Here is a 14954-nt window from a genome sequence, read left to right on the forward strand (position 1 = left end):
CGCAGGCATGCGCTCTCATGGAGCGATGGAGAACGTCGAGGAGCAGCATCCGGAGTCCCTGTTCGGGCTCGTGCCGGGAGCGCATCGCCTGATCCGCCGGCTCGACGGCGGGGAGTCGCCGTTCACGGGCGACCTCGTCAGCGACGGTGAGCAGAGGAGAGTGCTGATCGACGCCGCAGTGACGGAGGCGGCGCTGTGGGAGTTCGCGGACGCCGAGCACGTCGCCGGAGTGCAAGACCTCGTGCGATCCGCCGACGGTCACGGCGCATTGCTGCCCTGGTGCGTCGAACCGGCCGAGACGCTGATCGCCCGCCGGTGCGCTGCCGGACGTCCGTTGACGTCCGGCGAGATCGTCACCCTCGTCGGCAGTCTGATGCGCGGGATCGTCGAGGTGGCGGGGCGGCCGATCACCGGCCGCTGGTGGCTCGAGGACGGCGGACGTCCGGTGTTCGTCCCGGGTGAGGGGCTCTCCTGCGCGGCCGCATCGTTGGCGCTCGTCGAGCGCGTCCGAGACGAGTGCGCGGATCGCGCGATGCAGCGGATGCTGGCACGGATCGCCGTGGGGATGGCCGATCACCGGATGGTGCTGCGTGAGCTCGACGCCTGGGAGGGCGAGCTGACCGAGCTCGCCGCCCCGCGCGCCCTCGAGCGCGAAGCAGCCGAGGCGGATGCCTCCTGGCCGGCTCCGGAGCGGGTGCGCGCCCTGTCCTTCCACCGTGCCGGCCTCGCCGAGGTGGCCGGGCGGCTGGAGGAGCGGCGCTCGCTCCGGGAGCGTCTCGTGCTGGTCGGCGCACGCCTGCACGAGCGCCTGCGCGAGAGCATCCCGTCGTCGAAGCCGAGGATGTCCTCCGGCGTGGAGGCCGGCGTGGACGGTGGCGCGAGGACGCGTGCGCCGCGCGGCCGGATGCTGCTGGTCGGAGCCGGTGCGGCGGCGCTCGTGATCCTGGGCGGGTTGCTGTGGCCTGGCGGCGATGAGGATGCCGTGATGCCGCAGGCGGTCGCCGCGGATCGGCAGGCTTCGCCGTCGCCCTCGGCGTCCGAGCTCGGACAGGTCACGCAGCCTGACGAACCGCGACCCTCGGAATCCGGCGCTCCGGCGCCCGAGCAGCCGCGACCCGACCGGGAGGACGGCGATGTCGAGCGGACGGCGACGCGGTTGCTGAAGGCGATCGACGGATGCCGTGCGAAGAACGACACCGACTGCGCGACCGCGATCGTGGCGGGCGGCGCGCAGGGCGTGCTCGAACGGCTCGGAGCTGACGCCGCGGGTCGGGAGGTGACGCTGGTCGAGGACTACGGCGACATCGCGGTCACGCGACTCGGGCGCACGGCGACGAGCGGCGAGCAGATGCTCGTCCTGGTGCGGGAGAAAGACGGATGGCTGGTCCGCGACGTGTACGACGTCGCGGACCAGCCATCCGGTGGGGACTGAGCAGGCTCAGATCCCCGGCTGAATCAGATGCCCAGCGTTGCCGCGAAGTCCGCGGCCTCCAGGCGGTTCTTGATCGCGCCCAGGAAGCGCGCGGCATCCGCACCGTCGATGATGCGGTGGTCGTAGGAGATCGCCAGCCACACGTACGAACGGACCGAGATCGCATCCACGCCGTCGACCGTGACCACACCGGGGCGCTTGAACACCACGCCCGTGCCGAGGATCGCGGACTGCGGCAGGAACACCAGGGGCGTGTCGAACATCGCACCGCGCGAACCCGTGTTGGTCACCGTGAAGGTGCCGCCGGCGAGCTCGTCGGGCTTGAGCTTGTTGTCGCGGGTTCGGGCGGCGAGATCGGCGATCTCGTGCGCGATCTGCGCGATGTTCTTCGTCCCGGCGTCGCGGACGACCGGCGTGAGCAGGCCTCGCTCGGTGTCCACGGCGATCGAGATGTTCTCGGATGCCGGGTAGACGATGCTGTCGCCGTCGACCGTCGCGTTGATGATCGGGTACGCCTGCAGCGCCTCGGCAGCCGCGAGGGTGAAGAACGGCAGGAAGGAGAGCTTGTCGCCCGTCTTCTGCAGGAACTCGTCCTTCTTCGCGGTGCGGTAGGCGGCCAGGGCCGTCACATCGACCTCGACGAACGTCGTCAGCTGAGCGGTCTGCTGCATGGAGGCGACAGCGCGCTCGGCGACGACCTTGCGCAGACGCGACATCTTCTGCGTGGTGCCGCGCAGAGGCGAGACCTCGAGCGGGGCCGCGGCGGGCGCTGCCGGTGCGGCGGCGGCCGGAGCCTGCGCCTTGGCCTCGGCGGCCTTCAGCACGTCCTCCTTGCGGATGCGTCCGCCGACGCCGGTGCCCTTCACGGTGGCCAGGTCGATGCCCTGCTGGGAGGCGAGTCGACGGACCAGGGGAGTGACGTACAGCGAGTCGGATGCCTCTTCCGCAGCCGGTGCGGCCGGAGCCGGTGCGGCAGGTGCGGCCGGTGCCGGAGCGGGCGCGGCCGGAGCGGCGGCCGGTGCTGCGGGCGCAGGCGCTGCGGGCGCGGCGGCCGGTGCTGCGGGCGCTGGCGCTGCCGGGGCAGGAGCTGCCGGAGCCGGGGCGGATTCAGCGGCGGGTGCCGGAGCGGCCGGTGCCGGAGCCGCGGGCGCTGCCGGAGCAGCGGGTGCGGCCGCGGGGGCGCCCGAGCCGATGCGGGCGAGGACGGCGCCGACGGCGACCGTCTCGTCCTCGGCTGCGAGGATCTCCTGCAGCGTGCCCGCGACGGGCGAGGGGATCTCGGTGTCGACCTTGTCGGTCGAGATCTCGAGCAGGGCCTCATCGACGGCCACGTCGTCTCCGACGGCCTTCAGCCAGCGGGTGACGGTGCCCTCGGTGACGGACTCGCCCAGCTCGGGGAGCACGACGTCGGTCGCGTCGCCGGAAGCGGCCGGCGCAGCGGCGGCGGGCGCTTCGGCGGCGGGCGCTGTGGGCGCTGCGGCGGGCTCGGCCGCGGGGGCTGCCGTCGCGGCCTCGGCGGGTGCGGCCTCGGCGGCGGGCGCTGCTGCTGCGGGCGCGTCGCCGGCCGAACCGGCACCGCTGCCATCGCCGATACGGGCGAGCAGAGCGCCCACCTCGACGGTCTCGTCCTCGGCCACGAGGATCTCCTCGATGACGCCGCTGACGGGCGAGGGGATCTCGGTGTCGACCTTGTCGGTCGAGATCTCGAGCAGGCCCTCATCCGCCTGCACCGTGTCGCCGACCTGCTTCAGCCAGCGAGTGACCGTACCCTCGGTGACGCTCTCCCCAAGTGCGGGGAGGACCACGGGTGTGCTCATGACGGAGTCTCCTTCAGAAATCTGTGACGCCTCAAGCTTAGTGACCCGGGCGCCCTGTTGGTGCGGTTCAGAGTGCGTGGAGCGGTTTTCCGGCCAGAGCGAGGAAGGCCTCGCCCAGCGCCTCGCTCTGGGTGGGGTGCGCGTGGATCAGCGGAGCGATGTCCTCCGGGTGCGCCTCCCACGCGACGGCCAGCTGGCCCTCGGTGATGAGCTCGCCGACGCGGTCGCCGAGCAGGTGCACGCCGAGGACCGGGCCGTCCTTCTGGCGCACGACCTTGACCGTGCCTCCGGTGCCGATGATCTCGCTCTTGCCGTTGCCGGCCAGGTTGTACTCGTAGGAGACGACGGCGTCCGCGCCGTGGGCCGCGATCGCGGCCTCCTCGGTGATGCCCACCGATGCCACCTCGGGGCTGCAGTAGGTCACGCGGGGGATCTGCGTCTCGGGGACCGCCGCGACCTCCATGCCGGCGATGCGCTCGGCGACCGCGATGCCCTGCAGGAACCCGCGGTGCGCCAGCTGCAGGCCCGGGACGATGTCGCCCACGGCCCACAGTCCGGGGACGCCGGTGCGGAGCTGCTCGTCGACGATCACGAAGCCGCGGTCCACCGTCGCGCCCGCCTCCTCGAAGCCCAGCCCAGCGGTGGCGGGACCGCGGCCCACGGCGACCAGCAGGTAGTCGGCCGTGAACGTCTTGCCGTCCTCGAGCGTCACCGTGACCTGGTTCTCGTCCTGCTCCGCCTTCTGGAAGCGCACGCCGAGGTTGTACGAGATCCCCTTGCGGCGGAACGCGCGCTCCAGGCCCTTGCTCAGCACGATGTCCTCGTTCGGGACCAGGTGCGGCAGAGCCTCGACGATCGTGACCTCAGCGCCGAACGAGTGCCAGACGCTGGCGAACTCGACGCCGATCACGCCGCCGCCGAGGACGATGACCTTGGCGGGGATCTCGTCGAGCGCGAGCGCCTGCTCGCTGGTGAGGATCCGTCCGCCGATCTCCAGGCCGGGCAGGGTGCGGCTGTACGAGCCGGTGGCCAGCACCACGTCGGCGCCGACGTAGCGGTCGTCGCCGACGCTCACCGAGCGATCCTTCTCCAGTCGGCCCTCACCGGCGACCACGGTGATGCCGCGGGCCTTGATCAGACCCTCCAGACCCTTGAACTTCTTCGCGACGATCCCCTCGCGGTACGCGGTCACGCCGGCCGCGTCGATGCCGCCGAGGGTGGCGGTCACTCCGACGGAGGCCGCGGTGCGCACGTGATCGGCGACCTCTGCCGCGTGCAGCAGCGCCTTGGTCGGGATGCATCCGCGGTGCAGGCAGGTGCCTCCGACCTTGTCCTTCTCGATCAGCGCCACCTTCTTCCCGAGCTCCGCAGCGCGCAGGGCTGCGGCGTAGCCGCCGCTGCCGCCGCCGAGGATGACGAGGTCGAACTCGTGAACAGCCATCAGGCCTCCTTGACCGATGCGCGTGCGAACGCGATGAGAGAGCGCACCGTGGCGCCGGTGGGGCCCTTCTCCGTGAAGCCGTACGGCGAGCCGGTGTGCTCACCGGAGCCGGCGATGTCGAGGTGCACCCAGGGGATGCGGGGCGCGTCCTCGGCATCCGAGGTGCGGCCCACGAAGCGCTGCAGGAAGAGACCCGCGAACATCGAGCCGCCCGATCGGTCGGACATGTTGGAGTTGATCATGTCGGCGATGGGGGACTCCAGCAGCTCCTCCATGTACTCCGGCAGCGGCAGCTGCCAGGCCGGCTCGCCCGCCTGCTCGGAGGCGGCGAGGTACTCGGCGACCGCGGCGTCGTCGCCCATGACGCCCGTGTGGCGCTTGCCGAGCGCGGTGATGATCGCGCCGGTGAGGGTCGCGACGTCGAAGACGACATCCGGGTTCTCACGGCTCGCTGCGACCAGGCCGTCGGCCATCACCAGGCGGCCCTCCGCGTCGGTGTTCAGCACCTCTACCGTCTGACCGTCCAGCATCCGCAGCACGTCGCCGGGGCGCGTCGCGCGTCCGGACGGCATGTTGTCGGCGATGCACATCCACGCCGTGACCCGGACGGGGAGAGCCAGAGCGGCGATCGCGCGGATCGCGGCGAGCACCGTGGCGGAGCCCGCCATGTCGAACTTCATGCCGAGCATGCTCGCGGCGGGCTTGAGCGACAGGCCGCCGGTGTCGAACGTGATCCCCTTGCCGACCAGGGCGATGTGGCGGCCCGCGCCCTCGGGGGAGTAGCTGAGCTTGACCAGGCGGGGCGGGCGGTCCGAGCCGCGGCCGACGCCGATGATCCCGCCGAAGCCCTGCTCCTCGAGCTGGCTCTCGTCGAGGATCTCGACCTGCACGGGCAGGGAGGCGACCGCGTCGGCGGCGGACTGCGCGAGCTGCGCGGGGCTCTGCCACTCGGCGGGCACGGACACGAGGTCCTTCACCAGAGCGACGGCCTCCGCGACGATGCGGGCGTTCTCCAGTGCGCCGTCGCCGACCGACGGCGCATGCAGCACGAGAGCGTCCGCGCGAGCGGGCTTCTTCTCGGTGCGGTAGTCGTCGAAGCGGTATCCGCCGAGCAGAGCCCCCTCGGCTGCGGCATCCGCGAACTGCTCGAGACCGGGGGCGAACCCGATCGAGATCGTCGCGAAGCCCGTCAGGCTGCGGATCGCGGTGGCGACGGCGTCCCGCACGCTCTCGGCGCTCGGAGTCGCACCTGCGCTCACGACGGCCAGCGGGAGGTCGGTGACAGCGGGCAGGTGCACGCGCGTGTAGGCGGATGCGGTGCCCTTGTAGCCGATGGCGGACAGGGTTCCGGTCAGGCCCTCGTAGCCGTCCAGCGCGTCGTGTGCGCCTGCGGGATCGGGGATGACGAGCACTGCGGCGTCTGCAGCACTTCCAGGGAACGGATCGGTCGTGTGCGAGATCACGGGAAGCGTCATGTCTCCATCCTAGGGATCCGCCGGTTGCTCCCGGGATCACCGCGGCGACCGTGTTCGCTGTCAGCATGAGCGGCGCCCGCCCCGCCGGCACCCCGGCTCGTAGCATTGACACATGCCCTTCTCCGATGAGCTCTACGAGTCGATCGCCGGCGCGCCCGATGTGCCCACCGGCCTTCCCCTGGTGATCCTGCTCACCGGTTTCACGGATGCGGGCAATGCGGTCTCCGGGCTCATCGAGCACCTTCACGAGACCACCGACCCGCAGCCTCTGATCGTGTTCGACAACGACGTTCTGCTGGACTACCGCGCGCGGCGTCCCGTGATCGTCTTCGATCAGGACCACCTGACCGAGTTCCGCCCCGCCCGCCTCGAGCTCGCGCTGGCGCACGACGCGCTCGGCCAGCCGTTCCTGCTGCTGTCGGGCTATGAGCCCGACTTCGCCTGGAACGCGTTCACGGACGCCGTGGTGAGCTTCGCGGAGGGATTCCAGGTGTCCGCGGTCACCTGGGTGCACTCGATCGCCATGCCCGTGCCGCACACCCGTCCGCTGGGCACGACCGTCAGCGGCAACCGGCGCGACCTGATCGCCGCGCACTCGGTGTGGCGTCCGCGCACGCAGGTCCCTGCGACGGCAGGCCACCTGCTCGAGTACCGGCTCATCCAGCACGACGCGCGCGTCGCCGGTTTCGTGCTTCTCGTGCCGCACTATCTGGCCGACACGGAGTACCCGGACACCGTGATCGCCGCCGCCGACAAGCTCATGATCGCGACGGGTCTCGTGCTGCGGATGGACGAGGTGCAGGAGCGTCGCGAGGAGTACCTGACCCGCGTCGAGGAGCAGGTGCACGGCAGCGAGGAGCTGATGCAGATGGTGCACACCCTCGAACGGCGCTACGACGCCTACATGGCCGGGCGCGACGACGAGGGCGACGAGGCCGACGAGAGCTTCGACGAGCGCGACCTGCCCAGCGCGGACGAGCTCGCCGCAGAGCTGGAGCGGTATCTGGCGAACCGCAGGCCCGGCGACGACGAGAAGCGCGGCTGAGCCGACGCGCGGAGATCACCACCTGGGACGCCGCATGCCTTCATGTGTGTGATAATGGACGTCTGACCCGTTGTCAACCATCGATCCTCGTGATCCGGCTTGACAAGGGTCTTACTAGTGTCCGAAATGGCCCGGAGCGCGTGCACCGCTCCGTGAAAGGCGAAACGTGACTCCTGCCACGACCAAGAAGACCCGGACGACCACGAAGAAGACGGCCGCCGCAGAGGTCGAGACCCCCGAGGTCGAAGAGGCCGCTGAGGCGGCTGCTGCGAAGGCGCCCGCGAAGAAGGCCGCCGCCAAGAAGGCTCCCGCCAAGCGTGCGTCCAAGAAGGACGAGGCTCCCGAGGTCGACGACGAGGCCGTCGACGCGGCGGACGCGGACGACGAGGAGAACGACAAGAAGCCGGCGTTCACGGAGCCGCTGCCCACCGGCGCGATCGTGATCTCGTCCGCCGACGAGGACGACGTCCCGGTCTACTCCACCCAGATCACCGGCGCCACGGCCGACCCGGTCAAGGACTACCTGAAGCAGATCGGAAAGGTCGCGCTGCTGAACGCGGCCGAAGAGGTCGAGCTCGCCATGCGCATCGAGGCCGGCCTGTTCGCCGAGGAGAAGCTGTCGACGATGTCGGCCACCGAGAAGTCCAGCCAGCTCGGTCTCGACCTGCAGTGGGTCGCCCGCGACGGTCAGCGCGCCAAGAGCCACCTGCTCGGCGCCAACCTGCGTCTGGTCGTCTCGCTGGCGAAGCGCTACACCGGCCGCGGCATGCAGTTCCTGGATCTCATCCAGGAGGGCAACCTGGGCCTCATCCGCGCCGTCGAGAAGTTCGACTACACCAAGGGCTTCAAGTTCTCCACGTACGCCACCTGGTGGATCCGTCAGGCCATCACCCGCGCAATGGCCGACCAGGCCCGCACCATCCGCATCCCGGTGCACATGGTCGAGGTCATCAACAAGCTCGCCCGCGTTCAGCGCCAGATGCTGCAGGACCTGGGTCGCGAGCCTACGCCCGAGGAGCTCTCCCGCGAGCTGGACATGACGCCCGAGAAGGTCGTCGAGGTGCAGAAGTACGGTCGCGAGCCGATCTCGCTGCACACGCCGCTCGGCGAGGACGGCGACAGCGAGTTCGGTGACCTGATCGAGGACACCGAGGCCGTCGTGCCCGCCGACGCCGTGGGCTTCACGATGCTGCAGCGTCAGCTCGAGCAGCTCCTGGACTCCCTGTCCGAGCGCGAGGCCGGCGTGATCCGGATGCGCTTCGGCCTGGGAGACGGCCAGCCGAAGACGCTCGACCAGATCGGCGACACCTTCGGCGTGACGCGCGAGCGCATCCGCCAGATCGAGTCGAAGACCATGGCCAAGCTCCGTCACCCGAGCCGGTCGCAGTCGCTGCGGGACTACCTCGAATGATGTCGACGGCACCTCAGGCGCGCTCAGCCGGCCTGCGGTACGTCTTCCCCGTGCTGGCGGGAAAGCTCGCGCGCTTCGCGACCCGTCTGCGCGGGGGAGGCTCCGCCTTCCCCGGCTATCTCACCAACCGGCTGGCCCCGTCGCTGCTGCCCACGCTCGCGGACCAGTTCCGCTACGGCGTGGTGTTCGTGCTGGGCTCGAACGGCAAGACCACGACCACGCACATGGTCAGCGAGGTGCTGCGAGCGCACGGACTCCGGGTCTTCACGAACCCGACCGGCGCCAACCTGCCGCAGGGCGTGACCAGTGCGCTGCTCGCCGACGCCACCCTCACCGGGCGGATCAAGGCGGACGTCGCGGTGCTCGAGATCGATGAGGGCTACGCGGCCGATCTGGCCGACCGGCTCTCCCCGTCGGTCATCCTGTCGCTGAACGTGCAGGTCGACCAGCTGTACCGGTTCTACGAAACCGAGCGGGTCGCCGACATGATGCTGGACGCCTCGACGCGGGCATCCGCTCACGTCGTCGTGAACCGCGACGACCCGTACCTGAGCAAGATCGACGTCGACGCCATGCGCGCCCCGGTGTCGTTCTTCGGCGTCGCCCCCGAGATCATCGCGGCATCCGCGCACGGTCTCGTCAACGCCGCGGACACCCGCAGCGGCAACGCCGGGACCGCGGAGCGCGACGCGTACTCCGAGGTGCGCAGCGTGAACGGACGCGAGGTGTCGATCAGGATCGGCGACGCGGATGCCGCGGTGCGCCTGCCCGCGCGCGGTCTGCACTACGCCGCCGACGCCGCCGCAGCGCTGGCTGTGGCCTCGCGTGTGCTCGGCGACGAGTTCTCCACGGATGCCGCCGCACAGGGCTTCTCGCGCATGGCGCCCGCCTACGGGCGAGGCGAGGTCATCCCGCTGCGTCGCGACCCCGCGGGTGAGCAGGTCGAGTTCGTGATGTTCAAGAATGCGCCGAGCCTGCAGATGAACCTGGACGCGCTGGACGGGGCGCCCGAGCGCGCCCTGATGGCGATCGACGAGGGCACGCCCGACGTCTCGTGGCTGTACGACGTGGACTTCCACGCGCTGGAGTCCGTCGACGTCGTCACGGGCGAGAAGGCCTACCAGCTCGCTCTGGCTCTGGAGCACGCCGGCGTCCGCATCGGCACCGTCGAGCCCGACATGGAGAAGGCCGTCGCGATGATGCGGGAGCTGCCGCAGACCGCCGCCGGCCGTCAGATCTGGTTCGTCAACTACGAGCTCATGATGATCGGCCGCAGGCTCCTCGGCCATGGTGACCAGGAGGTGGCTCGCCGATGACCGCGACCGTGCGCATCGCGCAGCTGTACCCCGAGATCCTGGGCGTCACCGGCGACCGCGGCAACGTCCGCGCCCTGCAGGTGCGCCTCGAGCGCGCCGGCGCGAACGTGGAGGTGCTGCCCGTCGGCATCGGTGAGGAGCTGCCCGCCGACCTCGACGTCCTCGTCATCGGCAACGGCCCCCTGTCCGCCATGCGCGGCGTGCACGCCGATCTGATGGCCCGCGGCGACGGCATCCGCTCCCATGTGGCCGACGGACGTGCGCTGCTCGCCGTCGGTGCCGGCGCCGAGCTGCTCAGCAAGGGCGTCACGACGCTGGAGGGCGAGACCGTGGAGGGCCTCGGCATCTTCGACGCCACGGTGTCGCGCACCAAGAAGCGCAAGGTGGGGTACATCGTCGTCGAGACCGCGGTCGGCCGCGTGATCGGCTTCGAGGATCACGCCAGCGAGTGGACCCTCTCCGACGCGGCGGGCAGCTACGGCCGCGTGGCGTTCGGTCAGGGCGGGTTCGCCCTTCCCGACGCCGGGGACCAGCCCGCGCGCGGCGAGATCATCCGCGTCGCGAACGCGATCGCCGCGAACATCCAGGGGCCGATGCTTCCGCTGAACCCCGAGCTGGTGCGAGAGATCATCGCGGGCGTCGCCGCGCGGCGGGACCTGGAGCTCGATCTCACCATCGGCGTCGAGTCGCTGGACACCTACGCGGCCGGCGCTCGCGCGGCCATCGAGACCCTCGTGCACGGCAAGGGCTTCAACTCCATCCAGCTCTGAATCGGAGGCGACACATGTCAGGCAGTGCGGCGCCCCGGGTCCTGCTGAGCCGTTCCGTACTGCTGCAGAACGCGCAGCGACTGCTCGCGCCTGCGGGCGGCGTCGTCGATCTGCGGCACGATGCCTACGGCCACGGCCTCGACGAGGTCGCCCCGATCGTCGTCGAAGCCGGCGCCACTGCCGTGCAGGTCGGCTCCGAGGACGAGGCGCGTCGGCTGCGGGCATCCGGCATCCCGGTGTCGACCGACGCTTCCGCGGATGTGGACGTGCACGAGCTGTTCGGCATCCCGGATGCCGGCGGTGCGGCGCCGGGGATGCCCGTGATGAGCCTGCACGGCCGTGTGCTCTCGACCAAGCCCCTGCACGCCGGGGAAGCCGTCTCGTACGGCTACACGCATCGGGCGAGCAGGGACACCCGGGTCGCGCTGGTGACGGGCGGGTACGCCCAGGGCATCCTGCGCGCGCTGGGGAACCGTGCTCGCGTGCAGATCGCCGAGCAGACGCATCCGATCGTCGGCCGCATCGCGATGGACGTCTGCGTGGTCGATCTGGAGGGGGCGGATGCCGCGGTCGACACCCCCGTGACCTACTTCGGCGGCAGCGGTGCGATGCGCGACGCGCTCGCCCAGTGGGCCTCGGCCACGGGCCTGACCGCACTGGAGATGGCGGTCGTGATCGGAAGCAACGGCGAACGGAGCTGGCAGGCATGAGCACCCCGGTCCTGGAGATCTCCCGAGCCGCATTCCGTGCGAACATCGCGGCGGTGCGCGCGCGACTGGACGGGTCGCAGCTCATGCTGGTCATGAAGGACGACGCCTACGGGCACGGCATCGAATGGGCCGTCGCCGAGGCGGAGGCCGGCGGCGTCTCCTGGTTCGGCAGCTACGACGTCCCGACGGCGCTGCGCATCCGCGCCGTGACCGCCCAGCGGGTGTACGCGTGGGCCCCGTCGACCGGTCCCGAGATCGACGCGGCGATCGGGGCGGGCGTCGAGCTGGGGGTCGGGTCGATGGAGTACCTGCACGCGGTGATCGCGGCGGCGGAGCGCCTCGGCGCACGCGTCGCGGTGCACCTGAAGATCGACACGGGCCTGCATCGCAACGGGTTCCGGCCGGAGGCGTGGGCCGATGCCGTCGCCGTCGCGCGGGACGCGGAGGCTCGGGGCATCATCCGGATCGTCGGAGTCTGGAGTCATCTCGCGGAGGCCAGCGACGAGGAGGACGACGCCGCCCAGGAAGTGTTCCTGGACGCGGTGCGCATCCTGGAGAACGCCGGCGGGGAGCCGGAGGTGCTGCACCTGACGGCTTCCGCTGCGGCGTGGTGGCGCCCCGAGCTGCGAGGGACGCTGAGCCGGATCGGCGCGTTCTGCTACGGCATCCGCTCCGCCGAGGGCCCGCAGCTGGAGGGCCTGTCGCTCATCTCGCGACTGGTGGCCACCGTCGACGCCATGGAAGGCGAGCTGGTGCGGATCGGCGTCGGTGCGTTCCACGGCCTGCCGTCGATCCTCCGCGGCGCGGAGGTGGCGACGCCTGCTGGCCTGCGGACGATCGTGCGCATCGACGGCGACAGCACGCTGGTCGAAGGCTGGCCTGGTGCACAGGAGGGGGACCGGGTGGTCGTGTTCGGGCCCGGTGCCGACGGGGAGTCGGATGCCACGGCTCTCGCGGAGCGGATCGACACGGTGGGCGAGGAGATCCTCACCCGGCTCACGCCGGCGGTGCGGCGTGAGCTCGCGGATTGAGGCTCAGGCCTCGATGAGGCGGGCGGTCTCGTCGTGCCAGCTGGTGGCGACCGCGCGCAGCTTCTCCTCGTACTTGCGGCCGTGGTGGGCGCAGAAGAGCATCTCCGTGCCGTTGACCTCGGCTGCGATGTAGGCCTGCGCTCCACAGGAGTCGCACCGGTCCATCGCGGTGAGGCGGTACTGGACGGTCTCTCGCTCAGTCGTAGCGTTCATGTCGGTGCCTCCTCGGGATTCGGGTTCGATTCGAGATCGTGCTCAATACAACCACGGCTCACCTGAGTGCATGCCCGGATCACGGCGTGTTTCGCTCTGCGCGTACGCGCCGCGTAACGGGTGGGCGGCGGGGGAGTGTCGCGGCATCCGTGGAGGCCGCCGCGAAATAGAATCGAACATTGTGACCAACGAGTATTCCGCCCATCATCTCCAGGTGCTCGAGGGGCTCGAAGCGGTTCGCAAGCGCCCCGGCATGTACATCGGATCCAACGGATCGCCGGGACTCATGCACTGCCTCTGGGAGATCATCGACAACTCCGTCGATGAGGCCGTCGCCGGCAACGGGTCGAAGATCGACATCGTGCTGCACGCCGACGGCAGCGTCGAGGTCGCCGACCGCGGCCGTGGCGTGCCCGTCGACGTCGAGCCGCGCACGGGACTGACCGGCGTGGAGGTCGTCTACACCAAGCTGCACGCGGGCGGGAAGTTCGGCGGCGGGTCCTATGCGGCATCCGGTGGTCTGCACGGTGTCGGCGCATCGGTCGTGAACGCCCTGTCCGAGCGACTCGACGTCGAGGTCGACCGCGGCGGCAAGACCTACGCCATGTCGTTCCATCGCGGTGAGCCGGGCGTGTTCGCCGACGCGGGGGAGCCTCGGCCGGACTCGCCCTTCACGCCCTTCGAGAACAAGAGCGAGCTGCGCGTGATCGGCAAGGTGGCCAAGGGAGTCACCGGAACGCGTGTCAGGTACTGGGCCGACCGGCAGATCTTCACCAAGGACGCGGCCTTCCAGCTCGGCGACCTGGAGAACCGCGCCCGCCAGACTGCGTTCCTCGTGCCCGGCCTTGAACTCGTCGTGCGCGATGAGCGTCCCTCATCCGCCCCGGACGGCGAGACCGGCCCCAGAGTCACGTCGTACCTGTACGAGGGTGGCATCTCCGAGTTCGTCGACTACCTCGCCTCCGACGCCCCCGTGACCGACACCTGGCGCATCCAGGGCAGTGGCTCGTTCACCGAGACCGTGCCCGTGCTGCAGGCCGACGGACACATGAAGGCCACCGAGGTGGAGCGCGAGTGCCAGGTCGACATCGCGCTGCGCTGGGGCACCGGCTACGAGACCGTGACGCGCTCGTTCGTGAACATCATCGCCACGCCGAAGGGCGGCACGCATCAGCAGGGCTTCGAGCAGGAGCTGCTCAAGTCGCTGCGCGGGCAGGTCGAGCAGAACGCGCGACGGCTCAAGGTCGGCAACGACAAGCTCGAGAAGGACGACGTGCTGGCGGGGCTCACCGCGGTGCTGACCGTCACCGTGCCGGAGCCGCAGTTCGAGGGCCAGACCAAGGAGGTGCTGGGCACGCCGGCGGTGCGCTCGATCGTCGCGAAGGTCGTGCGCACCGAGCTCGCCGCCCGCTTCGGGTCGACCAAGCGCGACGACAAGAGCCAGACCTCCCAGCTGCTGGACAAGATCGTCTCCGAGATGAAGGCCCGCGTCTCCGCGCGCGCCCACAAGGAGACCCAGCGGCGCAAGACCGCGCTCGAGTCCTCGTCGCTGCCCGCGAAGCTGGTGGACTGCCGCTCCAAAGACTTCGAGCAGAGCGAGCTGTTCATCGTCGAGGGCGACTCGGCCCTCGGCACCGCTCGGCATGCCCGCAACAGCGAGTTCCAGGCGCTGCTGCCGATCCGCGGCAAGATCCTGAACGTGCAGAAGGCGTCGATCAGCGACATGCTCGGCAACGCCGAGTGCGCGGCCATCATCACCACGATCGGCGCGGGTTCCGGACGCACGTTCGATCTGAGCCAGGCGCGCTACGGCAAGGTCATCCTGATGAGCGACGCCGACGTCGACGGCGCCCACATCCGCACGCTGCTGCTGACGCTGTTCTTCCGGTACATGCGGCCGCTGGTGGAGGCGGGACGGGTGTTCTCGGCCGTGCCGCCGCTGCACCGCGTGATCGTGATGAACCCCGGGTCCAAGCCCAATGAGACGATCTACACGTACTCCGAGGCCGAGCTGCACGCGCTGCTGGCGAAGCTGCAGAAGGCGGGCAAGCGCTGGCAGGATCCGATCCAGCGATACAAGGGTCTCGGTGAGATGGATGCCGATCAGCTGGCGACCACGACCATGGACAAGCAGGGACGTCTGCTGCGTCGCGTGACCATCGAGGACGCCGAGGCGGCGGACGCCGCGATCCGCACCTTCGAGCTGCTGATGGGCAGCGAGGTGGCGCCGCGCCGCGAGTTCATCATGAGCTCCAGCGACAGGCTGAGCCGCGAGTCCATCGACGCGTGATGG

General features: G+C 70.4%; 12 protein-coding genes. 8 read left to right on the forward strand and 4 right to left on the reverse strand.

Annotated elements, in window-relative coordinates; genetic code table 11:
• Positions 1–25: 25 nt before the first annotated feature.
• Positions 26–1432 carry a hypothetical protein gene (locus ACTJJ4_RS01825; RefSeq protein WP_440941767.1) on the forward strand — a complete coding sequence of 469 codons (1407 nt, stop codon included), beginning with the start codon at positions 26–28 and terminating at the stop codon, positions 1430–1432.
• 23 nt (positions 1433–1455) lie between these two features.
• Here the strand turns inward: ACTJJ4_RS01825 and sucB are convergent, their stop codons facing one another.
• The 3 genes from sucB to ACTJJ4_RS01840 form a co-directional block, all read right to left on the reverse strand.
• The gene (gene sucB / locus ACTJJ4_RS01830; RefSeq protein ID WP_440941768.1) at positions 1456–3249 is read right to left on the reverse strand and encodes a 2-oxoglutarate dehydrogenase, E2 component, dihydrolipoamide succinyltransferase; all 1794 of its coding nucleotides are present in this window, start codon (positions 3247–3249) and stop codon (positions 1456–1458) included.
• A gap of 67 nt (positions 3250–3316) precedes the next feature.
• Positions 3317–4690 (reverse strand): dihydrolipoyl dehydrogenase, encoded by a 1374-nt coding sequence (gene lpdA, locus ACTJJ4_RS01835; RefSeq protein WP_440941769.1) that lies wholly within the window; start codon positions 4688–4690, stop codon positions 3317–3319.
• Positions 4690–6165 carry a leucyl aminopeptidase gene (locus ACTJJ4_RS01840; RefSeq protein WP_440941770.1) on the reverse strand — a complete coding sequence of 492 codons (1476 nt, stop codon included), beginning with the start codon at positions 6163–6165 and terminating at the stop codon, positions 4690–4692. Before ACTJJ4_RS01840 ends, lpdA begins: the two co-directional genes overlap by 1 nt.
• 112 nt (positions 6166–6277) lie before the next feature.
• Between ACTJJ4_RS01840 and ACTJJ4_RS01845 the strand changes: the two genes are divergently transcribed.
• The 6 genes from ACTJJ4_RS01845 to ACTJJ4_RS01870 all read left to right on the forward strand — a co-directional run bounded on the left by ACTJJ4_RS01845 (position 6278) and on the right by ACTJJ4_RS01870 (position 12448).
• The gene (locus ACTJJ4_RS01845; RefSeq protein WP_440941771.1) at positions 6278–7210 is read left to right on the forward strand and encodes a proteasome assembly chaperone family protein; all 933 of its coding nucleotides are present in this window, start codon (positions 6278–6280) and stop codon (positions 7208–7210) included.
• Between the two features lie 166 nt (positions 7211–7376).
• Complete coding sequence (locus ACTJJ4_RS01850; RefSeq protein ID WP_440941772.1) at positions 7377–8621, forward strand: RNA polymerase sigma factor; 1245 nt, start codon at positions 7377–7379, stop codon at positions 8619–8621.
• Entirely contained in the window at positions 8621–9937 is a 1317-nt protein-coding gene (locus ACTJJ4_RS01855) for a MurT ligase domain-containing protein (RefSeq protein ID WP_440941773.1), read from the forward strand. Before ACTJJ4_RS01850 ends, ACTJJ4_RS01855 begins: the two co-directional genes overlap by 1 nt.
• Entirely contained in the window at positions 9934–10707 is a 774-nt protein-coding gene (locus ACTJJ4_RS01860; protein WP_440941774.1) for a type 1 glutamine amidotransferase, read from the forward strand. The genes ACTJJ4_RS01855 and ACTJJ4_RS01860 overlap by 4 nt, the downstream gene beginning before the upstream one ends.
• Before the next feature lie 14 nt (positions 10708–10721).
• Positions 10722–11417 (forward strand): alanine racemase C-terminal domain-containing protein, encoded by a 696-nt coding sequence (locus tag ACTJJ4_RS01865; RefSeq protein ID WP_440941775.1) that lies wholly within the window; start codon positions 10722–10724, stop codon positions 11415–11417.
• Positions 11414–12448 carry an alanine racemase gene (locus tag ACTJJ4_RS01870; RefSeq protein ID WP_440941776.1) on the forward strand — a complete coding sequence of 345 codons (1035 nt, stop codon included), beginning with the start codon at positions 11414–11416 and terminating at the stop codon, positions 12446–12448. Before ACTJJ4_RS01865 ends, ACTJJ4_RS01870 begins: the two co-directional genes overlap by 4 nt.
• Positions 12449–12451: 3 nt before the next feature.
• Here ACTJJ4_RS01870 and ACTJJ4_RS01875 read toward each other — a convergent pair whose 3' ends face one another.
• Complete coding sequence (locus ACTJJ4_RS01875; RefSeq protein WP_285631933.1) at positions 12452–12661, reverse strand: DUF7455 domain-containing protein; 210 nt, start codon at positions 12659–12661, stop codon at positions 12452–12454.
• A 181-nt stretch (positions 12662–12842) separates the two neighbouring features.
• Between ACTJJ4_RS01875 and ACTJJ4_RS01880 the strand changes: the two genes are divergently transcribed.
• Positions 12843–14951: a DNA gyrase/topoisomerase IV subunit B gene (locus ACTJJ4_RS01880; protein ID WP_440941777.1), complete on the forward strand. Its 2109-nt coding sequence runs from the start codon at positions 12843–12845 to the stop codon at positions 14949–14951.
• Positions 14952–14954: the final 3 nt, after the last annotated feature.

The sequence above is a fragment of the Microbacterium sp. 22195 genome (genome assembly GCF_052056515.1).
In the GTDB taxonomy this organism is placed as follows: Bacteria; Actinomycetota; Actinomycetes; order Actinomycetales; family Microbacteriaceae; genus Microbacterium.

Bases quoted from the DNA above. Each gene is read 5' to 3' on its own strand.
- ACTJJ4_RS01825 (WP_440941767.1), top strand. From the start codon at position 26: ATGGAGAACGTCGAGGAGCAGCATCCGGAGTCCCTGTTCGGGCTCGTG.
- ACTJJ4_RS01865 (WP_440941775.1), top strand. From the start codon at position 10,722: ATGTCAGGCAGTGCGGCGCCCCGGGTCCTGCTGAGCCGTTCCGTACTG.
- ACTJJ4_RS01860 (WP_440941774.1), top strand. From the start codon at position 9,934: ATGACCGCGACCGTGCGCATCGCGCAGCTGTACCCCGAGATCCTGGGC.
- lpdA (WP_440941769.1), bottom strand. From the start codon at position 4,690: ATGGCTGTTCACGAGTTCGACCTCGTCATCCTCGGCGGCGGCAGCGGC.
- ACTJJ4_RS01845 (WP_440941771.1), top strand. From the start codon at position 6,278: ATGCCCTTCTCCGATGAGCTCTACGAGTCGATCGCCGGCGCGCCCGAT.
- ACTJJ4_RS01855 (WP_440941773.1), top strand. From the start codon at position 8,621: ATGTCGACGGCACCTCAGGCGCGCTCAGCCGGCCTGCGGTACGTCTTC.
- sucB (WP_440941768.1), bottom strand. From the start codon at position 3,249: ATGAGCACACCCGTGGTCCTCCCCGCACTTGGGGAGAGCGTCACCGAG.
- ACTJJ4_RS01870 (WP_440941776.1), top strand. From the start codon at position 11,414: ATGAGCACCCCGGTCCTGGAGATCTCCCGAGCCGCATTCCGTGCGAAC.
- ACTJJ4_RS01840 (WP_440941770.1), bottom strand. From the start codon at position 6,165: ATGACGCTTCCCGTGATCTCGCACACGACCGATCCGTTCCCTGGAAGT.
- ACTJJ4_RS01875 (WP_285631933.1), bottom strand. From the start codon at position 12,661: ATGAACGCTACGACTGAGCGAGAGACCGTCCAGTACCGCCTCACCGCG.